Origin of the sequence: Buttiauxella sp. WJP83 (genome assembly GCF_027594725.1) — a bacterium.
In the GTDB taxonomy this organism is placed as follows: Bacteria; Pseudomonadota; Gammaproteobacteria; order Enterobacterales; family Enterobacteriaceae; genus Buttiauxella; species Buttiauxella selenatireducens.
Map to the genome: position 1 here is coordinate 2,146,746 of NZ_CP110080.1, position 20,599 is coordinate 2,167,344.

20 protein-coding genes are annotated in these 20,599 nt (G+C 49.1%); 11 read left to right on the forward strand and 9 right to left on the reverse strand.

Features of this window, described 5'->3' with window-relative positions; genetic code table 11:
- Positions 1–282: 282 nt before the first annotated feature.
- From OH773_RS09955 to acnA, 4 genes are all read left to right on the forward strand, one after another.
- Entirely contained in the window at positions 283–411 is a 129-nt protein-coding gene (locus OH773_RS09955) for a YmiA family putative membrane protein (RefSeq protein WP_270145799.1), read from the forward strand.
- A gap of 2 nt (positions 412–413) precedes the next feature.
- Positions 414–584, forward strand: coding sequence for a hypothetical protein (locus OH773_RS09960; protein WP_270145291.1), 171 nt, complete (start codon positions 414–416; stop codon positions 582–584).
- Between the two features lie 174 nt (positions 585–758).
- Positions 759–857, forward strand: a complete 99-nt coding sequence (ymiC, locus tag OH773_RS22370) for a small membrane protein YmiC (protein WP_309878761.1) — start codon at positions 759–761, stop codon at positions 855–857.
- Between the two features lie 179 nt (positions 858–1,036).
- Positions 1,037–3,712 carry an aconitate hydratase AcnA gene (gene acnA, locus OH773_RS09965; protein WP_270145293.1) on the forward strand — a complete coding sequence of 892 codons (2,676 nt, stop codon included), beginning with the start codon at positions 1,037–1,039 and terminating at the stop codon, positions 3,710–3,712.
- 36 nt (positions 3,713–3,748) lie between these two features.
- Here the strand turns inward: acnA and ribA are convergent, their stop codons facing one another.
- Complete coding sequence (gene ribA / locus OH773_RS09970; protein WP_270145296.1) at positions 3,749–4,342, reverse strand: GTP cyclohydrolase II; 594 nt, start codon at positions 4,340–4,342, stop codon at positions 3,749–3,751.
- 208 nt (positions 4,343–4,550) lie between these two features.
- Between ribA and pgpB the strand changes: the two genes are divergently transcribed.
- The 5 genes from pgpB (at position 4,551) to yciH (ending at position 8,233) form a co-directional block, all read left to right on the forward strand.
- Complete coding sequence (gene pgpB / locus OH773_RS09975) at positions 4,551–5,315, forward strand: phosphatidylglycerophosphatase B (RefSeq protein WP_270145298.1); 765 nt, start codon at positions 4,551–4,553, stop codon at positions 5,313–5,315.
- A gap of 169 nt (positions 5,316–5,484) precedes the next feature.
- Complete coding sequence (locus OH773_RS09980) at positions 5,485–5,790, forward strand: LapA family protein (protein ID WP_183269373.1); 306 nt, start codon at positions 5,485–5,487, stop codon at positions 5,788–5,790.
- A gap of 6 nt (positions 5,791–5,796) precedes the next feature.
- Positions 5,797–6,966, forward strand: coding sequence for a lipopolysaccharide assembly protein LapB (lapB, locus tag OH773_RS09985; RefSeq protein WP_270145301.1), 1,170 nt, complete (start codon positions 5,797–5,799; stop codon positions 6,964–6,966).
- Between the two features lie 203 nt (positions 6,967–7,169).
- Complete coding sequence (gene pyrF / locus OH773_RS09990) at positions 7,170–7,907, forward strand: orotidine-5'-phosphate decarboxylase (RefSeq protein WP_270145303.1); 738 nt, start codon at positions 7,170–7,172, stop codon at positions 7,905–7,907.
- Positions 7,907–8,233: a stress response translation initiation inhibitor YciH gene (gene yciH, locus OH773_RS09995; protein ID WP_270145306.1), complete on the forward strand. Its 327-nt coding sequence runs from the start codon at positions 7,907–7,909 to the stop codon at positions 8,231–8,233. Before pyrF ends, yciH begins: the two co-directional genes overlap by 1 nt.
- 133 nt (positions 8,234–8,366) lie before the next feature.
- On the opposite strand, the gene osmB is transcribed toward yciH, so the two are convergent.
- The 4 genes from osmB to OH773_RS10015 form a co-directional block, all read right to left on the reverse strand.
- Complete coding sequence (gene osmB / locus OH773_RS10000) at positions 8,367–8,585, reverse strand: osmotically-inducible lipoprotein OsmB (RefSeq protein WP_183269369.1); 219 nt, start codon at positions 8,583–8,585, stop codon at positions 8,367–8,369.
- A gap of 268 nt (positions 8,586–8,853) precedes the next feature.
- On the reverse strand, positions 8,854–9,612 hold the full coding sequence (gene yciT / locus OH773_RS10005) for a DNA-binding transcriptional regulator YciT (RefSeq protein ID WP_270145308.1): 759 nt from the start codon (positions 9,610–9,612) through the stop codon (positions 8,854–8,856).
- Positions 9,613–9,655: 43 nt separating this feature from the next.
- Positions 9,656–12,088 carry a formate C-acetyltransferase/glycerol dehydratase family glycyl radical enzyme gene (locus tag OH773_RS10010; RefSeq protein ID WP_270145310.1) on the reverse strand — a complete coding sequence of 811 codons (2,433 nt, stop codon included), beginning with the start codon at positions 12,086–12,088 and terminating at the stop codon, positions 9,656–9,658.
- 4 nt (positions 12,089–12,092) lie between these two features.
- Positions 12,093–12,992 carry a glycyl-radical enzyme activating protein gene (locus tag OH773_RS10015; RefSeq protein WP_270145312.1) on the reverse strand — a complete coding sequence of 300 codons (900 nt, stop codon included), beginning with the start codon at positions 12,990–12,992 and terminating at the stop codon, positions 12,093–12,095.
- A gap of 132 nt (positions 12,993–13,124) precedes the next feature.
- Here OH773_RS10015 and fsa point away from each other — a divergent pair, with 132 nt between their 5' ends.
- Complete coding sequence (gene fsa / locus OH773_RS10020) at positions 13,125–13,787, forward strand: fructose-6-phosphate aldolase (protein ID WP_183269365.1); 663 nt, start codon at positions 13,125–13,127, stop codon at positions 13,785–13,787.
- A gap of 29 nt (positions 13,788–13,816) precedes the next feature.
- Here fsa and yciZ read toward each other — a convergent pair whose 3' ends face one another.
- Positions 13,817–13,999 carry a protein YciZ/DeoL gene (gene yciZ, locus OH773_RS10025; RefSeq protein ID WP_183269364.1) on the reverse strand — a complete coding sequence of 61 codons (183 nt, stop codon included), beginning with the start codon at positions 13,997–13,999 and terminating at the stop codon, positions 13,817–13,819.
- Between the two features lie 219 nt (positions 14,000–14,218).
- Here yciZ and OH773_RS10030 point away from each other — a divergent pair, with 219 nt between their 5' ends.
- Positions 14,219–15,088, forward strand: a complete 870-nt coding sequence (locus OH773_RS10030) for a crotonase/enoyl-CoA hydratase family protein (RefSeq protein ID WP_183269363.1) — start codon at positions 14,219–14,221, stop codon at positions 15,086–15,088.
- Here OH773_RS10030 and pdeR read toward each other — a convergent pair.
- The 3 genes from pdeR to OH773_RS10045 all read right to left on the reverse strand — a co-directional run bounded on the left by pdeR (position 15,085) and on the right by OH773_RS10045 (position 20,569).
- Complete coding sequence (gene pdeR, locus OH773_RS10035; RefSeq protein WP_183269362.1) at positions 15,085–17,076, reverse strand: cyclic di-GMP phosphodiesterase; 1,992 nt, start codon at positions 17,074–17,076, stop codon at positions 15,085–15,087. The two genes, OH773_RS10030 and pdeR, sit on opposite strands and share 4 nt — an antisense overlap.
- A gap of 299 nt (positions 17,077–17,375) precedes the next feature.
- On the reverse strand, positions 17,376–19,310 hold the full coding sequence (locus tag OH773_RS10040) for an exoribonuclease II (RefSeq protein WP_270145317.1): 1,935 nt from the start codon (positions 19,308–19,310) through the stop codon (positions 17,376–17,378).
- Positions 19,311–19,405: 95 nt separating this feature from the next.
- Positions 19,406–20,569 carry a CMD domain-containing protein gene (locus tag OH773_RS10045; RefSeq protein ID WP_270145319.1) on the reverse strand — a complete coding sequence of 388 codons (1,164 nt, stop codon included), beginning with the start codon at positions 20,567–20,569 and terminating at the stop codon, positions 19,406–19,408.
- Positions 20,570–20,599 lie beyond the last annotated feature (30 nt).

Here is a 20,599-nt window from a genome sequence, read left to right on the forward strand (position 1 = left end):
CGCCTGATAATTAATATCCCGCCAGATTTTCATTAACCACGAATTATAAGTGGTTAATCTGTCTCAATTAAGAGACAAACGTAGATAATAATTAACCACCCTGCAAATTTCATCATTCAATTATTTATTTGAGGTCAAAAGATTAAATCTTTTCCTGCAACCGGTAAGCATTTTCTCTGGCTTTTGTACTAGAGTTTCTTTAGGATTTATCCCAGCTGGCGATTAATTTTACCGATTGTTTGGGTTTATATGATAAGTGGTGCCGATTGTATGAGGTTAGCAATGCCTTCAGGAAGTGAAGAACCGCAGAGTGAGTCAGGGCTTAAACGTAAAGCCTGGGTAGCGGTGTTTCTCGTATCAGGCCTGTTTTGGCTAGTCGTTGCGTTGGCAGCGTGGATTTATTGGGGGTAACTATGACAACCCTAACACAGATGCATGCACAGAAAACTGTGCGTCAGCAAGATGATAAACAACAGCAAGAGGCGAAACCTGACAACGTTCAGATTCCAGAATCGTGGCAGCTGACTCAACAACAAAAAGAGTTCATCGAACTGTTTTCAAAAGATGACCATATAAAACAATAATCATTCTTTTCGTTCACCTTTATTTAACTTGCGGTTAATCACACTTTTTTATTCATTGTGACCAGTCGCTCACTCTTTGCCTCATCACTACACACAGCAATATTCAACGTGATTGATTTTTTATTCAGTCCCGGTGTTTTCATAAAGTGGTTATCCGAAATATGAGAGTGGCTTATGAATATTCACTGTAGCGTCAAGTACTGGTCATGGTTGAGCGTATTTACCGTTTCGTTTGTTTTTTGGGCGCAAATGGCCTGGATGCTGACAAACTAATTATCTTCGACACCCTGGCCTGCTGCCGGGGTGTAAATCCATTCATCCTCCCGCTTTACATCCTCTGATTTATCAATTCGGGTTGTTATCAAATCGTTACGACATCTTTGTGTTATCTTTAATACTGTCCCTGATCTTCATCCGGGATACCGCGATCCTAAGAAATTTAAGGAGGAGCTATGTCGTTAACCCTACGCGAGGCCAGTAAGGACACTCTACAGGCGCTGAATAAAACCTATCACTATTACAGCTTGCCACTGGCTGCAAAGGAACTTGGGGATATCACCCGTTTACCCAAGTCGTTAAAAGTTCTGCTTGAAAACCTGCTGCGCTGGCAGGATGAAAACTCCGTTACTCAAGACGATATTCATGCTTTGGCCGGTTGGCTGAAAAATGCCCATGCCGATCGCGAAATAGCTTATCGTCCCGCACGTGTATTGATGCAAGATTTTACCGGTGTTCCCGCCGTTGTGGACTTAGCCGCGATGCGCGAGGCGGTAAAACGTCTTGGCGGCGATGTCGCCAAAGTCAATCCGCTTTCCCCCGTTGATCTTGTCATAGACCACTCCGTGACCGTCGATCATTTCGGTGATAACGAGGCTTTCGAGGAAAACGTGCGCCTCGAAATGGAACGCAACCACGAACGATATGTTTTCCTGCGTTGGGGCCAACAGGCCTTCAGCCGCTTTAGCGTGGTACCACCAGGAACCGGGATCTGTCACCAGGTGAATCTGGAATATCTTGGTAAAGCGGTGTGGAGTGAAATGCAGGGCGATGACCTGATTGCCTATCCGGACACGCTGGTCGGTACGGATTCCCACACCACCATGATTAACGGTCTTGGCGTACTGGGGTGGGGCGTTGGGGGTATTGAAGCTGAAGCCGCCATGCTAGGTCAGCCGGTTTCAATGCTCATCCCGGATGTTGTCGGATTTAAACTTGATGGCAAGTTGCGCGAAGGTATTACTGCGACAGACCTGGTACTAACGGTCACGCAAATGCTGCGTAAACATGGCGTGGTCGGGAAGTTTGTCGAGTTTTATGGCGATGGGCTTGATTCTCTGCCGCTGGCCGACCGCGCGACTATTGCCAATATGGCGCCTGAATATGGTGCGACCTGTGGTTTCTTCCCGATTGATGCGGTGACACTGGACTACATGCGTCTGAGTGGACGCAGCGAAGAACAAATCGCACTGGTTGAAGCCTATGCGAAAGTGCAGGGGATGTGGCGCAATACCGGCGATGAGCCGATATTTACCAGCACGCTTGCACTGGATATGAATAAAGTTGAAGCAAGCCTTGCCGGGCCGAAGCGTCCACAAGATCGTGTCTCGTTGAGCGACGTGCCGAAAGCGTTTAACGCCAGCAATGAACTCGAACTCAATACATCGCAAAAAGACCGGGCTCCGGTTAACTACACGATGGCCGGGCGTGAGTATCAGCTACCCGATGGTGCGGTCGTCATTTCCGCCATTACATCTTGTACCAATACTTCAAACCCCAGTGTTCTGATGGCCGCAGGGCTGTTGGCGAAAAAAGCCGTGACATTAGGATTGAAACGTCAGCCGTGGGTAAAAGCATCATTGGCTCCGGGTTCCAAAGTCGTTTCAGACTATCTGGCAAAAGCAGGATTAACGCCTTATCTCGACGCGCTTGGTTTTAATCTGGTGGGATACGGCTGTACGACGTGTATTGGTAACTCGGGTCCGCTGCCTGATCCCATTGAACAAGCCATCAAGAAAGGCGACCTGACTGTGGGTGCGGTGCTATCCGGTAACCGTAACTTTGAAGGGCGCATTCACCCGCTCGTGAAAACAAACTGGCTGGCTTCACCGCCGCTGGTGGTGGCCTACGCACTGGCTGGGAACATGAATGTTAATCTGACCACCGATCCACTGGGTCATGATAAAAAGGGCGATCCGGTTTATCTCAAAGATATTTGGCCGAGCAGTCAGGAGATTGCCCGTGCCGTTGCGCAAGTGACGACTGAAATGTTCAGCAAAGAGTATGCGGAAGTGTTCGAAGGCACACCGGAATGGCGCAATATAGAAGTGGATCGTTCAGACACTTACGGCTGGCAGAGCGATTCTACTTACATTCGGTTGTCGCCATTCTTTGATGATATGGGCGCGACGCCTGAGCCTTTGCAGGATATTCATGGTGCGCGTGTGCTGGCCATGTTGGGGGATTCCGTCACCACTGACCATATCTCTCCGGCAGGGAGCATCAAACCGGATAGCCCCGCCGGGCGTTACTTGCAAAATCACGGGGTTGAACGAAAAGAGTTTAACTCCTACGGTTCGCGACGTGGCAACCATGAAGTGATGATGCGCGGGACTTTTGCCAACATCCGTATTCGAAACGAAATGGTGCCGGGAGTGGAAGGTGGCATGACACGCATGCTACCGGGAGACGAAGTTATTTCGATTTATGATGCCGCGATGCGTTATCGGGATAAAGGTATTCCGTTGGCGGTGTTTGCCGGCAAGGAGTATGGCTCGGGTTCCAGTCGCGACTGGGCAGCAAAAGGGCCACGTTTGTTAGGCGTACGCGTGGTCATTGCGGAATCCTTTGAACGAATTCACCGTTCTAACCTGATTGGTATGGGCATACTTCCGTTGGAATTCCCTGAAGGTGTGACGCGCAAAACGTTAGGTCTGACGGGTGAGGAGTTTATTGATATCAGTGGCCTCAATGACCTTAAACCGGGCATTTCGGTTCCGGTATCTTTGACTTTTGAGGACGGTAGAAAAGAGGTGATTCAGTGCCGTTGCCGTATTGATACCGGCAATGAACTGACGTATTTCAAAAACGACGGTATATTGCATTACGTGATTCGTAACATGCTGAACTAGCTAAAATTCTCCCCCAGCTATGGGGGAGAAAATCACTTAATCTTTCGACAGCAAGTGGCCCATTTTAGCGGCTTTGGTATCAAGATAATGTGCGTTTTTCGGGTTACGACCCACGATGAGCGGCACGCGTTCAACAATATTAATTCCCGCTTCGCTGAGAATTTCTACCTTACTTGGGTTGTTGGTCAGCAAGCGAACGGCATCGATACCCAATAATTTAAACATATCAGCACAGAGAGTGAAGTCACGCTCATCGGCGGCAAAACCGAGTTGGTGGTTGGCTTCAACCGTATCGTAGCCCTTATCTTGCAAGGCATAGGCGCGGATTTTATTAAGTAAACCAATATTGCGACCTTCCTGGCGGTGATACAACAGCACGCCACGACCTTCTTCAGCAATTTGGCTTAATGCAGCTTCAAGCTGAAAACCACAATCGCAGCGCAGGCTGAACAGGGCATCGCCCGTCAGACACTCTGAATGTACACGCGCCAAAACAGAATCATTTCCGTTTACATCACCAAAAACCAAAGCAACGTGATCATGCCCGGTTGCCAGTTCTTCAAAGCCCACCATCAGGAAATCGCCCCATGGGGTTGGCAGTTTGGCCTCTGCCACACGTTTAAGCTGCATGTGATTCTCCAGGTACTTATCGTGGCACTCAGGGTGCCTGCCAGCAGACTGGCTTGTTTAATTACTACTGCTTAGTTTGCCACAACGCCGACCACTTCGCCTAATAGACTGGGCAGACTCCTATTTTTACGCTTTGTACGACTCCCCGTTTTCCCTTCGGTGCGGTTTATCGGGTATCCTTGAGATTCAAATAGCATAAGGATAAGCAATGCGAGCAATAGCAAAACGAACAACAATGGGTGCTGGATTATTGTTAGTCATGCCTTTAGCCGTGTGGATCTCAGGTTGGCAGTGGGTTCCAAGCGCGCAGGGAGGTTGGCTTAAAATGATGTATTGGGTGACGGAAACCGTTACCCAACCCTGGGGCATCATTACCCACGTTTTGCTGTGCGGTTGGTTCTTATGGTGCCTAAGGTTTCGCCTAAAAGCTGCTCTGATGCTGTTTGCGATACTCGGTGCGGCTATTCTTATTGGGCAGGGGGTAAAATCTGTCATTAAAGATGAAGTGCAAGAACCGCGTCCTTTTGTGGTATGGCTTGAAAAAACTCAACATATTCCTACAGATGAGTTCTACAATTTAAAGCGTAAGCAGCGTAGCGAGTTGGTGAAAAACCAGCTTGAATCGCAGCAGGAAATACCGGGATGGTTGCGTCAGCACTGGCAAAAAGAGACCGGTTTTGCATTCCCGTCAGGGCATACAATGTTTGCGGCAAGTTGGGCCTTATTAGGTGTCGGGTTGCTGTGGCCACGTCGACGTACCTGGACCATTGCATTGCTGTTAGTTTGGGCTACGGGGGTGATGGGCAGCCGATTAGTGCTCGGAATGCATTGGCCACGAGACTTGGTGGTTGCCACGCTCATCTCTTGGGTGTTGATAACATTGGCAACCTGGCTTGCTCAGAAACTGTGCGGTCCGTTATCTCCACCGCCTCAAGAAGCTGACGAAATAGCCGAAAGAGATGCTGAGCCTTGAGATTATTGATTTAACCCCCATTTCTTATGAATTGAACGTCGCTAATGGATTCCACGAGCAACCGGGAAATGGTAGTTTATATAGTTGGAAAAACATTAGCGCTTAATTTATCCCCATCATTCATTAAGCGATGGGTATAGTCGCGTAAGACCACATGACGGGAAGTAATGTGAAATATTTATTCATTTTCTTACTGGTGCTAGCGATTTTTGTGATTTCTGTCACTTTGGGCGCGCAGAACGATCAGGTTGTTAATTTCAACTACCTGTTGGCACAAGGCGAATATCGTGTATCCACATTGCTGGCGACGCTTTTTGCTGCCGGTTTTTTGCTTGGCTGGCTTATTTGTGGCCTGTTTTGGTTGCGTTTGCGTGTTTCGCTGGCACGCGCCGATCGCAAGATCAAACGCCTTGAGCAGCAAATTACGACGGATTCTGACGCCATAGCAGCGGCTGTACCGGCTGTTAAGGAATAACCTGCCATGCTGGAATTGTTGTTTCTGCTGTTGCCTATCGCCGCCGCTTACGGCTGGTATATGGGACGCAGGAGCGCGCATCAAGATAAGCAACAAGAAGCTAATCGCCTGTCGCGTGACTATGTGGCGGGGGTTAACTTCTTGCTGTCGAACCAGCAAGATAAAGCTGTAGATCTCTTTCTCGACATGCTCAAAGAGGATACCAGCACCGTTGAGGCTCACCTCACGCTTGGGAACCTGTTCCGCTCTCGTGGTGAAGTTGACCGCGCCATTCGTATCCACCAATCATTAATGGAAAGTGCCTCGTTAACTTACGAACAACGCTTGTTGGCAGTGCAACAGTTGGGGCGTGACTATATGGCTGCTGGTCTGTATGACCGCGCTGAAGATATGTTCGCGCAACTGATAGACGAAACCGATTTCCGCATTGGCGCGTTACAACAGTTGCTGCTTATCCATCAGGCTACCAGTGACTGGCAAAAAGCCATTGATGTGGCCGAGCGGCTGGTTAAACTTGGCAAAGATAAACAGCGTACCGAAATTGCCCATTTCTATTGCGAACAAGCACTGCAATTGATGGCAAGTGACGACCTTGACCGCGCCATGTCTCTGCTTAAAAAGGGCGCGGCTGCTGACAAAAATTGCGCCCGCGTTTCTATCATGATGGGCCGCATCTTTATGGCGCGTAATGAATACGCGAAAGCCGTTGAGCTGCTCCAACGCGTTATCGATCAAGATAGCGAGCTCGTCAGTGAAACTCTTGAAATGCTGCAAACCTGCTACCTGCAGTTAGACAAATCACAAGAGTGGGAAACATTCTTGAAACGTTGTGTTGAAGAGAACACCGGTGCGGGTGCTGAGCTGATGCTTGCCGAGATCCTCGAGCGTAAAGAAGGCTCAGAGGTGGCTCAGGTTTATATTAACCGCCAACTTCAGCGTCACCCAACCATGCGTGTGTTCCATCGGCTAATGGATTACCACCTACAAGAGGCGGAAGAAGGGCGCGCGAAAGAGAGTCTGATGGTACTGCGTGATATGGTCGGCGAACAGGTGCGTACCAAACCTCGTTATCGCTGCCAGAAATGTGGCTTCACCGCATTTACCTTGTACTGGCATTGCCCATCTTGCCGGGCCTGGTCAACGATTAAACCTATTCGCGGGTTAGACGGGCAGTAACGGTTAAATCCTGCGCATTTATAAAAAAACGCCACACTTTAGTTACAACATACTTATGATGCAATAGTTAACCACACTTAGGCACCGTGCTGTTTATGCTTAGCAAGGTACAATGGCAACTGTAATTTTGTGTCTACCGCGGGTAGAATGCTTGCCGTTTATCTCTTGCGCCGCAATGCTGCCCAACATCAGAAGGTTTAGCCATGAATTCAACTGCATCCTCCTCCTCCCGTGTTGCTACCGATTCTCCAATTGTCGTCGCACTTGATTACGATAATCGCGATAAAGCCTTAGCTTTCATTGACCGTATCGACCCGCGTGATTGCCGCCTGAAAGTGGGCAAAGAGATGTTTACTCTGTTTGGGCCGCAGTTGGTGCGTGATATCCAGCAACGTGGCTTTGATGTATTCCTCGATTTGAAATTTCACGATATCCCAAACACCACTGCACGTGCAGTCGCTGCTGCTGCTGAACTGGGCGTATGGATGGTGAACGTGCATGCCAGCGGTGGGGCGCGCATGATGAGCGCTGCGCGTGAAGTGTTGCTGCCATTTGGCAAAGATGCACCGTTGCTGATTGCTGTGACCGTTCTGACCAGTATGGAAGCCAGCGATCTGGCGGATCTTGGTATTACGTCAACTCCTGCTGAATATGCTGAACGGTTAGCTCGTTTAACGCAAAGTTGTGGTCTGGATGGTGTGGTTTGTTCTGCGCAAGAAGCGGTACGCTTCAAAAGCGAGCTGGGGCAGGGTTTCAAATTAGTCACTCCGGGTATCCGTCCGGTTGGAAGTGATGCCGGTGATCAACGCCGTATCATGACACCACAACAAGCACAGACTGCGGGTGTGGACTTCATGGTGATTGGACGCCCGATCACCCAATCTGCTGATCCCGCCCAAACTCTGCGTGACATCCGCGTTTCACTACAGCAGGGGGCGTGATGAAGGACGATAACAGTCGTTTAGTTTACTCAACTGAGAGTGGACGCATTGATGAGCCTAAAACAGCACCTGTTCGGCCAAAAGGGGACGGTGTGGTGCGCATCCAACGCCAAACCAGCGGGCGCAAGGGTAAGGGCGTGTGCCTGATAACCGGTATCGATGCTGATGATGCGGAATTAGCGACACTCGCAGCAGAGCTCAAAAAGAAATGCGGCTGCGGGGGTTCGCTAAAAGAGGGTGTGATTGAAATTCAGGGCGATAAACGCGATCTGATAAAATCTCTGCTGGAAGCTAAGGGAATGAAAGTTAAATTGGCAGGCGGTTGATTCGTATATTGAAATAAATAGGCCACGGTATATTTACCGTGGCTTTTTTATTGTGACTGCTGAAAGTCAGACCTGAAAAATTAAATATTTTATAATTCTTTAAAGCGCTTCACGCTTCTGCTGGCATCAAGCTTTATTTACTTACCTGATGGCCGATAATACCACCTACTGCGGCGCCACCCAGGGTGCCCAGCGCGCTACCGTCTGTTAAGACAGCACCACCAACAGCACCAGCACCCGCACCAATCGCGGTGTTACGGTCACGTTTGGACCAGTTTGAACAGGCGCTCAGAGACATGGCTACGGTTAAGGCCAGCACAACGGCGGCAATTTTTTTGTTATTTAAGGTCATAATACTTTCTCCTGAATAATTGATTCACGGAAATAAGCTTCTCTAAAAGTATAGTGGTTTTGAATCAACTTCGAGAAAGCTTCCGTGAAACTGCATAACGATATAAGACTTAAAAGATAATTTTGGTCATTATCACTTCTTGTTACACCGCTAACAAACATTCTAATTTGAATGAAGAATTGCAACAGGTAAATAGTCTTAAAGGAACGGCAGGATAATTCTGAGAAAAGAACTGCCTGCAGGAGAAGCAGGCAGATAACGATCGTGATTACTCGATGGGAAATTGTTTAACAATATTGATTTGCACGCCAGTATCCCGCAATTGCTGCCCTGTGGTTTCGTTGAGACCATCATCAGTAATCACGCGATTGATGCATGAAATTGGCCCTAGCGTGTAAGGGTGCATCGAGCCGAACTTGGTACTGTCTGTCAGAACAATGGCTTCGCAGCCTTTTTCCAACACGGTATTCACGACATCGGCGCGCATCATGTCACGGCTCGTAAATCCGGTTTCAGGCAAGAAGCCATCAATACCGATGAACGCCTTGCTGAAATGCACTTGCTGGATAAATTGACGCGTCAGGGGCCCAACCATACTTTCGCTTTTTTTCTGATAGATACCGCCAAGTAATACGACTTCACAGTCAGTATCCTTCAGAAGATGGGCGATATAGCTGCTGACGGTGACCAGCGTAATTTTTTTCTGCTCAGCCAATGCGCGAGCGAGGAGTGCATTACAACTGCCATTTTCGATAAAGATTGTTTCGCCATCGTTGACTAAAGTCGCCGCAAAATCAGCGAGATGCCTTTTAAGCGAATAATTGTTCATCATTCGCGTTTCAACGTCTTCGCTATCCAGCGGAACGGCATAGCCATGTGTACGTCTCAGGTAGTTCTTTTTCTCCAGAAGATTGAGATCCTGCCGAATAGTCACTTCTGAGACGCCGGTTTTTTTAGCGAGATCGGTCACACTCATGCGACCATGATCTATCACCATCTGTAAAATAATTTGTTGTCTGGAGTTCATGTCAGCCAAATTTTGGGCGGCGCATACCGCGCCGCCTGGATTATCAAAGAGTATGTTCTGTACGGGCTATAATATCATCCTGAGCGTCTGGAGATAAGGCGGTAAAGAAAGCAGAATAACCTGCTACTCGTACTACCAGATCGCGATACTTATCAGGATGTTGTTTGGCATCCAGCAGGGTTTCACGGGAAACAATGTTGTACTGAACATGCCACCCTTTATGTGCCTCGAAGAAAGTTCGCAACATAATCATTAACTTTTCGCGGTCGCGCGGGTTATCCAGCGTTGCCGGATTCAGCTTCTGATTCAGTAACACACCACCCAGAATTTTGCTGGTAGGTAATTTACCGACTGAGCTTATCACTGCTGTTGGCCCCAGACGGTCAGTCCCTGACGCCGGGCTTGCACCTTCCGCCAGTGGAGTCTTCGCTTTACGGCCATCCGGTGTTGCCATTGTTGCGGCGCCGAAGGGGACGTTTGCTGAAATCGATGAAGTCCCTGCGTAATAGGTCCCGCCAATAGGGCCGCGACCAAAGCGGGTATTGTGGTACTGTTTCAGCTCGTCGATATAAGTCTGGTAAGCCCGTGCCAACAGCAAATCGACTTCATCGTCATCATTGCCATATTTTGGTGCGCTATTAATCAAGCGCTGGCGCAACTGCTCACCGGTCAAACCATCAAAATCGTTGGCCAGTGCTTCAGCTAATTGCTGTTGGCCAATAGCGCCTTGTTCGAACACCAGTTTCTTCACGGCGGCAAGACTATTACCCAGGTTGGCAATACCGACCTGCAGACCCGAAACCCAGTCATATTTTGCACCACCTTGTTTAATACTCTTACCGCGCTCGATGCAGTCATCGACCAGAGCCGAGCAAAGAATATCGTGGGCATTTTCTTCAAGAACGGTATCAACAACGCATTCTATTTCGATAGATTTCTGGGTGTAGTAACGAATCTGGGTATCCCAGGCGTCGATAACCTGGTCAAACTGTGTAAAGTTGCCGGAGGATAGAGCATGTTCCTGCGGCAGGAAGATTTTACCGCTGGTTGCATCACGTCCATGCTCCAGCGCGGCCAGCATCACTCGGGCAAAGTTAATGAAGCTCATGCCAGTGCAACGATAGCCCCATTTGCCTCCCACTGCGGTTTCAATACAACCGATGGCGGCATAATCGTAAGCATCTTCGCGGCTGACACCCAGCTTGATAAATTCATCGATAACGATTTCATCGTTATTAAACGCAGGCATACCGAAACCACAACGAATCACTTGAACACAAGCATCCAGGAAGTCGTTACTCATTCCCGCGTGATAACGAACGCTCAAGTTAGGTTGTGTTGAGCGTAACTGGCCACATGATTCAAGGATGGCGTAAGAGAGCGGGTTGACCGCATCAACAGGTTCACCATTGACGAGCGTTTGGCCGCCAATTGTCACGTTTTGGTATAACGGGCTACCGGCGGAAGCTTTGGAATGAGAACCAGAACGAATCTTGTTAACTTCCAGTAACTTCAACCAGCAGCTTTGCAGCAATTCGATAGCCTGGTCACGTCCCAACGTTTGTTCAAGTTCAACATCACGGCGATACCATGGATAGAGGAACTGGTCGAGACGACCAAACGAAACAGAGTGTCCGTTAGATTCAATCTGCAATACCAACTGAACAAAGTAGCTTAACTGCAATGCCTGCCAGAATGAGGTTGGTTTTTGATGGGCAATAACTTCACAGTTTTCAGCCATTGCCAGCAGTTCGTCACGACGAGATTCGCGTGTTTCTGTGCCAGCCATTTCTTTAGCAAGTGCCGCATAACGCAGGATATGATCACTTAATGCAACAAAGGTAATATCGATGGCTTTAAGGAATTGTTCTTTATGCAAATCTTCCCAATCGGTGAGATGCAGGCGTGAACGGCGCTCGGCAACTTTGGCACGTAAACCATCAATCCCTAATTCCAGTAACAGAGGGAAGTTGACCGCCAGATGAGCGTCGCCCGAGGTCATATTGCCTTCGGCTTTAATAATCCCACTTGCCAGCAACTCTTTCTGCTCGTCGGTAAACATTCCGTAGCAACGGTCTTGCACGGTTTGACCGCGCCACCACGGGCAAATTTCATGCATTACCGCTTTGTCTGCATCAGAAATTGAGAAGCCAGCACCAGGACGGTCACCCAGCTCATCAATTTCAGTCTCAATCCAGCCAACTGTATATTCAGGGAAGAACGGCGCACCACGGACATGGCTTGCCTGGTTACCGACGATCAACTCATCATGCTTAATCCAGATAGTACGTTCAGCAAGGTGATGGGCAAGGGCGAGGGCGCGGCGCATAGGCAAAGGCTTGTCCTGATGCTGCTGATAAATCGCCGTGTAATGCTGTGCACGTTCAGTACAAACAGGCGGCTTAACGATATGAATTAGCGCCTCTTTATGATCTTTTATGCGTTGGCTTAAGGTGTTCAGGTTCAGTTGTGTCATCGGTTTATCCTCTTATCCAGGCAGTCATCCCTTTTTGGCTTGCGTACTGCTCAGCAAATTGCAGCAGTTCTGGCGCATCAAGCGGTTGGTGCGCGGCCGTATAAGGGATATTCAGGAGTTTATATTTGTTAATACCTAAGGTGTGGTAAGGCAAAAAATGAATCGCTTTCACGCCGATTTCGTCGGCAGCAAAATCACTGATTGCACGAATAGATTGCTCATCAGCATTAAAATCAGGGATAAGCGGTACGCGAACTGTCATTTCGACATTGCGCGCAGCGAGCTTGCGGAAATTATCCAGTACGCGTTCGGCGCTGCCGTCCGTCCATTGTTTGAACCGCTGTGCATCGACATGCTTCAGGTCAGCGAGCAGTAAATCGAGGTGTTCGATTGACGGCTCGATATATTTCCATGGCACATGAAGGCAGGATTCGACGGCGGTATGAATGCTCGCTTCTTTGCTTTTTCTCAGCAGTTGCTCAGCTACTTCAGGCTGCATAAAGGGTTCGCCGCCAGAAAGCGTGATACCACCGCCGCTGCGGTCATAAAATGGCTTATCACGCAGTACGGTTTTCATGATTGCATCAATACTTTGCGTTTCGCCGCAAACACTCAATGCCTGAGTAGGGCAGCAGTCTGTTAACGCAGTGAGATCATCAGTACCCAGTTTTTCACGGGCGATAATCAGCGAATCATCAATGCGAGAAATAGCATGTGGAGCAACCTGTGGGCACAACTCACAAGCAGCAAGGCATAAACGCTCATCAAACAGAACATCCCGATCGCGTGCGCGGCTCTCTGGATTCTGGCACCAGCGGCAACTTAAGGAGCAGCCTTTCAGGAACACCACGGTGCGGATGCCTGGACCATCATGTGTTGAGTAACGTTGGATATTAAATAGCATAAGCCCGCCCTTATCTTCTGTTCGTAAATTAGATTACTTTCGAATGAAAGTTTTATTGATCCTGATCAGATAAAGAACAGACAGTGACGTTATGATGTCAGCAATGAGATAGATGACCGATTCGGAGAGCTTATGGAACTGTATTTAGATACTGCTGATGTTGCTGCAGTGAAGCGTTTAGCACGTGTTTTGCCTTTGCAGGGCGTCACAACCAACCCATCCATTGTGGCTAAAGCAGGTATTTCCTTGTGGGAAGTGCTGCCCGCGTTGCAGGATGCACTAGGTGGCGAAGGCAAGTTATTTGCTCAGGTCATTGCCGCACAAGCTGATGAAATGGTGAAAGAAGCGGAATTGTTGGTTAAGCGCGTGCCTGGCATCGTGGTGAAAGTTCCGACCACCGTAGAAGGTCTGGCTGCCATGAAGCAATTGAAAGCGCTGGAAATTCCGACCCTCGGGACGGCGGTTTATGGCGCTGCACAAGGGTTACTTGCGGCACTTGCAGGAGCTGAATATGTCGCGCCATATGTGAATCGTCTGGACGCGCAGGGTGGTGATGGCATTCAAATGGTTCAGGACTTACAGCAATTGCTGACGCTGCACGCTCCGCAATCTAAAGTTCTGGCTGCCAGTTTCCGTACGCCACATCAGGCGATGTCTTGCCTGTTGGCTGGCTGCGAAGCCATTACCTTACCGGTGGATGTCACTGAACAACTACTGACAACACCTGCGGTCAATGCGGCTATTGCGACATTCGAAAAGGACTGGCAAGGGGCGTTTGGTTCACTGAGCTTGTAAAACTGTGCCGGTTTTTAGCCGGCGGCAGATCAAATCTCCCAGGGCGACTTTTTCAAGTCGCTCTCTTTTTGTTCTTTACCGCTCGCAACATTCAGCAATTCAGCTTTCAAAATCTCCAGATTATTAATGGCTGACGCATGATCGCCTCCCACCAAAATATCCAGTACGGTGTCAATACGCTTTGCGAGTTGCAGAGGGTCCACTGAAGGCATAGTGCATCCTGTTTATTCTGAAAAAAAGTTACCGTCATAATGCAAAAAAAGACTCAAAAAGAGAAGGCGTCATGACTCTTTTTTAGCCTTATTCATCAATCGATTATCGAACAATATATAAGTAATAATTATTAAATGTCTCGGTACATTCATCCTAAAGCAGTAGTGCATTAGTCTGATCCTGCGCGTAACGCGCTTTCATAACATGAGGATAAGATAATGACAGTAATTAACCAGCCAACCTGCAAATTGTTCACGGATACTACTCGATTCACTCAATTGTCGGGATATTACGAAGCAGAACGCCGCACGGTGTGGATGATGTTACGAGCTCAACCTCGCCCTTGCTTCAATCACAAATTGATCGAAGAAATTATGAACCTGCGGTATTTGGTTCAACAGGAAGGGTTTGTGGTTGATTTTTGGGTGACCGGTTCATTGGTGCAAGGAATGTATAACACAGGTGGTGATTTGGGCTTTTTTGTTGAATCAATTCAGCAAGGACGGCGTGAAGCACTGCGTGCTTATGCACGTGCTTGTGTGGATTGTGTCCACGCGGCTTCCCGAGGCTTTGATAGTGGTGCGATTAGCCTTGCAATGGTGGAGGGTAGTGCATTAGGGGGAGGGTTTGAAGCCGCGCTCGCACACCATTTTATATTGGCACAACGGGATGCGCGCATGGGGTTCCCGGAAATCGCTTTTAACCTGTTCCCTGGAATGGGGGCGTATTCGCTGGTTGCACGCCGCTCAGGGATGAAACTGGCAGAGGAGCTTATTTATAAAGGAGAATCGCATACCGCTGAGTGGCATCAGCAATTTGGTCTGGTGGATGAGTTGTTTGAGCCGGGTCAGGGCTATCTTGCTACTCGTACCTTCATTGATACCTTGCAACCGAAACTCAATGGCGTGCGCGCTATGTTGCGTGCCCGTCAACGTGTACTTCAGTTACCTCGTTCGGAATTAATGGATATCACAGAGGACTGGGTGGATGCTGCATTCTGCCTGGAAGCTAAGGATATTGCGTATATGGAAAGGTTAGTGCTGTTGCAAAACCGCCACACCGCGACGGTTTTACGTAAAGCCAGTTAACGCGCGGTTCTCGCCTGATATCGTTTTAACCAACGTTCGAATACGGCTGCGGGCATTGGTTTAGCAAATAAGTAACCCTGCCGTTCGTTGACGCCATTCTTTGTTAGAAAGGCGTCTTCTTTTTGGTTTTCGACTCCTTCAGCAATCACCTGCAAATTCAAAGCTTGCGCAACCGCAACGATGGCACGAACAAGCGATTGGGAAACCGATTGTTTATGAATATCGCGCACAAAACTTTGGTCGAGCTTAATGGCGTCTATCGGGAAACGAGCGAGCTGAGAAAGCGAAGAATAGCCCGTGCCGAAGTCATCTAAATGCACTTGCGCACCAAGGCGACTGAACTGTTGAATCACTGAAAGGGCCAACTCTTCGTTCTCAATCAAACAGCTTTCCGTCAGTTCGACATCAATCGGGCAGTATTCAAAGTCGAGATCTTTGAGAGCTTGCTTCAGATCGCTAAAGATAGTTTGGTCGGCTAACTGACGCGCGGATACGTTCACCGCAACACGTAAATTGATACCTTTATCGCGCCATTTCGCGACCTGTTGAACCACACTTAACATCACCCAGCGGCCCAGCGGAACAATCAGTCCGGACTCTTCGGCATAGGAGATAAAGTCCAATGGAGGGATCAAACCACGCTCAGGTGATTGCCAGCGCACTAATGCTTCCAGGCTTCTGACTTCACCGCGCCAGGTCATTTTCGGCTGGTAGTGAATGACAAGCTGGTCGTTTTCCAGAGCCTTACGCAAGTTGGTATCGAGCCACAAGTATTCAAAGACCCGCTGATTCATTTCCGGCGAGAAGACGCAGAACTTACCGCGACCACTCTCTTTGGCGGTATACATCGCGGTATCCGCGTTGCGAATAACGCTTTCACGGTCTTCACCGTGCTGGGGAGCTAGCGAAATACCTAATGAACAACCGGTGTAGACTTCAATTAAACCGATGCGGAAAGGTTGCTTCAGGCGTGTCAAAATACGCGACGACATCGCTTCCAGAGTGGCTTGAGAAGTGTCGGTCGCCAACACAATAAACTCATCACCGCCAAGGCGCGCCAGAATTTGCCCGTCATCAAGACAACTTAAAATGGCTAACGAAACCGCCTGTAAAAGCTGATCGCCGAACATATGCCCATATGCGTCGTTCACTTTTTTAAAGTTATCGAGATCCAGATAAACGATGCCTACTTGAGTTTCACCACGATTTTCAATCGAGGCGGTAATCAAGTCATTAATGGCATTGCGATTGGGCAGGCCGGTAATGGTATCGGTATTCGCCAGAACTCGCAGACGCTCTTGTGCGCGGCGTTCTTCGGTAATGTCAGTACCAGAACAAATCAGATAGATTTCGTTCTTACCGCTGCCACTGTGGACGAATTTATTGCGGAATAAAAACAACCGCTGGCCCTTACGGGTTTTTATCCAGCGTTCAACTTCATAAGAGTTACCGTTGCGAAAGAAACCACTGATATTACGTTTAGAGGCGGCGGCTTCACTGCGACTCATGAATAACTTAAATACGTTTTGGCCAATGACCTCTTGTTCTTTAAGACCGGTATATTCTTCACACAAGCGGTTAAAGCGTTGAATATTCCCTAATCTGTCGAGAATGACGATAACTGAATTCGCCTCGGAGACCACCTGTTCTGCAAATGAGAGCCCTTGCACCAAATCACGTGCAACAGAAGGGGTGTCGTTCCATGCCGACGCGGAGCCTGCCCACTCCTTTTTTGAGACTTTACGCCCTACCAGATGCACCGAAACTTCACTGCCAAACAACGAAATTGACATGGTTACACTTGAGGTAATCACCGTCATTTGGCGAATTTGTTCAGCCTGTTCAGGAGCCAACGCAATGACTTGGCTAACATCTGAATCTTCACTGGCTGCTAATTGCAGCGCATTGCTATCGCCTGGCAAACGCCAATATGGGCTGGTTGTCCCTAAATAACGGTAGAGCAGATTCTGCTCCAAATCGTCTTTCATGCTCTCTCCTGAACCGGGGCCGACATATCGCGTCAGTCTGATATTCATATTAGCAATATAAAACCGATCTCAAAGTAACAACTATATGTAAAAATGATTGTTTTTACAGAATATGTGGGAAATCTGAATCTTCGGCGCTAGATTGTCAGTTTTTTAGGCGTTATAGCAAGTAAAAAAAGTGTTACGACTCTAATCATTTCCCGGGTGTGACTATTACTCAAAATCCGATCGTGAGAGAACAACGCAAAAAAAAAGCTGAACGCGTGTTCAGCTTTTAAAGAAGATTTCTAAACTTGCGGTTAAATGGCAGGGCGAGCAATCACGCTACGCGTTTCCATTCGCACTTCAGCGATTGTCACATCAATCACATCTGTGACTTTGAAGGCGACTTCACCTTTGATTTGAACCGTGCCACTTTCCTGGCTGCAAACCAGTTCGTCACGAACGGCGTGCAGGAACGGGGCAGGGATAAAAGCAACGGCGCCGTTATCAACCAAACGAACACGCATCCCGCCACGGCTGACATCAATGATTTCGGCAGCAAACCGAGTATCCGTTCCAGCTTTATCTTTCAAGAAGCGAGCATATAACCAATCACCGACATCACGTTCTGCCATGCGGTTCAGGCGACGACGTTCTGCCATCTGTACGGTAATTTCATCCTGTGGACGCGCTGCGGTTTCACCTTTGATGATCGCTTTTAACAGGCGGTGGTTGATCATGTCGCCGTATTTACGAATAGGTGAAGTCCAGGTTGCATAAGCTTCCAGGCCAAGACCGTAATGCGGGCCAGGCTCGGTGCTGATTTCAGCAAACGACTGGTAACGACGAATGCGGCTGTCCAGGAAACTGGTGGGTTGCGCATCGAGCTCACGGCGCAGTTTGCAGAAGCCGTTCAGGGTCAGCACTTCTTGCGCATCAACTTCCAGTCCATGGCCTTGCAGCATGGTTGCGAGTTGTTCAGTATTCGCTGGGTCAAAACCGGTATGGACGTTATAAACGCCGAAACCGAGTTTTTCACGCAGCACAATAGCTGCGCAGACGTTGGCGGCAATCATTGATTCTTCAACGATGCGGTTAGCGATACGACGTGGCTCCGCAACGATATCCAGCACTTCGCCTTTTTCACCCAATACAAAGCGGTAGTCAGGGCGATCTTTGAACACCAGCGCATGGGTACGACGCCAGTCAGCACGGCTCTGGCAAACACGCTCTAACAGGCGGATTTGCTTAGCAATAGCCTCGCCTGGTGGCTGCCAGTCGCCTTTTTCTTCCAGCCAGTCGGAAACATCGTCATAAGCCAGTTTGGCTTTTGATTCGATAGTGGCCACGAAGAAGTTAATTTGCTCGTCAATCGTGCCGTCTTGCGCGATAACCATGCGGCAAGCAACGACAGGGCGCGTGACATTTGGACGCAATGAACACAAGTCGTCAGACAACTCGCGTGGCAGCATCGGGATATTAAAGCCCGGCAAGTAATTGGTGAACGCGCGAACTTTAGCAATATTGTCAAGCTTGCTGCCTTCAGCAATCCAGGCAGTAGGGTCAGCAATAGCAACAGTCAGTTGCAACTTGCCATCGGCCAGCTCTTCTACGAACAGCGCATCATCCATATCTTCGGTGCTGGCACTATCAATAGTCACGAAATCCAGGGCGGTTAAATCTTCACGCACCAGGCCTTCATCCAACATTTCAGTCGCGACACCGTTAGGGGCTTCGCGCTCCAGATTGTGGCGTGACAGTGTCACCCACCATGGCGCAAGGTGATCGTCGCCGAAGGTGATGAACTGCGTCAATTCAGCGTAGAAACCACGGTCGCCTTTAAGCGGGTGGCGCTTCATTTCTGCAACGGCCCAGTCACCATTCTGGAAATCATGCGTCACGTTACGATCGGCGCGACACTGAATCGCATCGCGTAATAACGGATGATCCGGCACGATAGACAGGCGGTCGTCTTTACGTTGTACACGGCCAACAAACCGGCTGAGGAACGGTTCGATAAGCTCTTCTGGCTCAGCGGTTTCGCGGTCCTTGTCGGTGTGAATCACCGCGCTCACGCGGTCACCATGCATCACTTTTTTCATCTGCGGCGGCGGAATAAAGTAACTTTTTTGGGAATCCACTTCGAGGAAGCCAAAGCCTTTTTCCGTGCCTTTAACCACGCCTTCGACGCGTGGAGTTTGGGAATGCAGTTGCTGTTTAAGCTGCGCGAGCAGCGGGTTATCCTGGAACATGTTTTTTAGTTTTCGTGGCCAAAAGAGCGGCTGACAGTTTTACGCGAAACCACCCTTTGCAGCAAGTGATGATTACCCTAAAAGCATGGGATATCCTATGCCTGGCTGGCATTTCCCAGCCCGATTTTTAGCCGATTCAACCAGCCAGATAACGCTGAACACACCAGTAGCCGCAATGCATCATTCTGACTAAAACCCTGTTCGAACAAGGGTTGAAGCTGGGCGGCGCTGAAACTGCCCGGTGCGCGAGTTAATACGCGTACGGCCTGAATAATCGCACGCTCCCGAGGATGATTGTGGCTCCAGGCCTGTAATGCACGTTCCCCATTGCGTATCGCCTCGGGCAGACCACTTTCCCCATGCCAGTGAGTTGTCGCATCACTAAAGCAACTGACACTGCCGTTTATGCGCGCTGTCAGCAGGTTAACCAGTAAGAGATCGTTACTAGTTGCTGCATTGGGTGGGAATAACAGGTTGATTAGCTCACTCAGGGCATAAAGCGTCTGCGCATCATGGGCCAGCACCCAGCTCAGTGGGTTTAAAGCACGTTGTGCCAGGCTAACGTTCACCACCTCCAGTTGATATGTGTTTGCGTAACGTTGCTCGACAGGCGGTAATCCAGCCTGCCATATTTTATCACCCGCAAGGAACAACTCCGCGCTGGCATCCTGTTGAGTATCAAGCCCTGGAAGCCAGCGTACAGGCAAGCCCTGCAGTGCCTGGAAAACAGCAATCACGCGCGCCTGAAAGCCGACAAATCCGATCAACTGGTTAAACGTCACGATGTCATTCACTGAGAGGGCGACTTCATCGAGCTGTTGACGCGAATTATCATCAATCAATGTTGGCTGGCTGGCCAATTGGCGTGCGTACTGGGTAATTTGCGTCAGGCGACGATTGCTTTCGCGCGAAGAGTCTGGCCCCGGTTGTGGAGCCAGTCGCGCGGCGTAATGGTTACAAAGCCGTTGCACGCCATACACCTGTGCAACCGTCAGTGCGGTACTCAATCGGTCATAACAGCTTAAGGTGTGTAAACGGGTGACAGGGTTGTTGTCAGGCAGCAGAGCGTTTGCCGCATCACGAGCCACGGAAAGCCAGGCTGCTTCTGCTGCGCGTTGTTCAGCACTCAATTCTACGTCGAGTAAAAAACGGTCTTCGAGGTAAGCGGCCTCGGGAACTAGCGGTAATACGGCGTCGCTGCGGCTGGACTGAGTCTCATGATACCAGTGGCCTTTGCCAGAGATTCGGCGTTGTTCCATGGTCGTTCCTTGGTCAAAGAGTTTACAAGC

Bases quoted from the DNA above. Each gene is read 5' to 3' on its own strand.
- OH773_RS09955 (WP_270145799.1), top strand. From the start codon at position 283: ATGCCTTCAGGAAGTGAAGAACCGCAGAGTGAGTCAGGGCTTAAACGT.
- OH773_RS09960 (WP_270145291.1), top strand. From the start codon at position 414: ATGACAACCCTAACACAGATGCATGCACAGAAAACTGTGCGTCAGCAA.
- ymiC (WP_309878761.1), top strand. From the start codon at position 759: ATGAATATTCACTGTAGCGTCAAGTACTGGTCATGGTTGAGCGTATTT.
- acnA (WP_270145293.1), top strand. From the start codon at position 1,037: ATGTCGTTAACCCTACGCGAGGCCAGTAAGGACACTCTACAGGCGCTG.
- ribA (WP_270145296.1), bottom strand. From the start codon at position 4,342: ATGCAGCTTAAACGTGTGGCAGAGGCCAAACTGCCAACCCCATGGGGC.
- pgpB (WP_270145298.1), top strand. From the start codon at position 4,551: ATGCGAGCAATAGCAAAACGAACAACAATGGGTGCTGGATTATTGTTA.
- lapB (WP_270145301.1), top strand. From the start codon at position 5,797: ATGCTGGAATTGTTGTTTCTGCTGTTGCCTATCGCCGCCGCTTACGGC.
- pyrF (WP_270145303.1), top strand. From the start codon at position 7,170: ATGAATTCAACTGCATCCTCCTCCTCCCGTGTTGCTACCGATTCTCCA.
- yciH (WP_270145306.1), top strand. From the start codon at position 7,907: ATGAAGGACGATAACAGTCGTTTAGTTTACTCAACTGAGAGTGGACGC.
- osmB (WP_183269369.1), bottom strand. From the start codon at position 8,585: ATGACCTTAAATAACAAAAAAATTGCCGCCGTTGTGCTGGCCTTAACC.
- yciT (WP_270145308.1), bottom strand. From the start codon at position 9,612: ATGAACTCCAGACAACAAATTATTTTACAGATGGTGATAGATCATGGT.
- OH773_RS10010 (WP_270145310.1), bottom strand. From the start codon at position 12,088: ATGACACAACTGAACCTGAACACCTTAAGCCAACGCATAAAAGATCAT.
- OH773_RS10015 (WP_270145312.1), bottom strand. From the start codon at position 12,992: ATGCTATTTAATATCCAACGTTACTCAACACATGATGGTCCAGGCATC.
- fsa (WP_183269365.1), top strand. From the start codon at position 13,125: ATGGAACTGTATTTAGATACTGCTGATGTTGCTGCAGTGAAGCGTTTA.
- yciZ (WP_183269364.1), bottom strand. From the start codon at position 13,999: ATGCCTTCAGTGGACCCTCTGCAACTCGCAAAGCGTATTGACACCGTA.
- OH773_RS10030 (WP_183269363.1), top strand. From the start codon at position 14,219: ATGACAGTAATTAACCAGCCAACCTGCAAATTGTTCACGGATACTACT.
- pdeR (WP_183269362.1), bottom strand. From the start codon at position 17,076: ATGAAAGACGATTTGGAGCAGAATCTGCTCTACCGTTATTTAGGGACA.
- OH773_RS10040 (WP_270145317.1), bottom strand. From the start codon at position 19,310: ATGTTCCAGGATAACCCGCTGCTCGCGCAGCTTAAACAGCAACTGCAT.
- OH773_RS10045 (WP_270145319.1), bottom strand. From the start codon at position 20,569: ATGGAACAACGCCGAATCTCTGGCAAAGGCCACTGGTATCATGAGACT.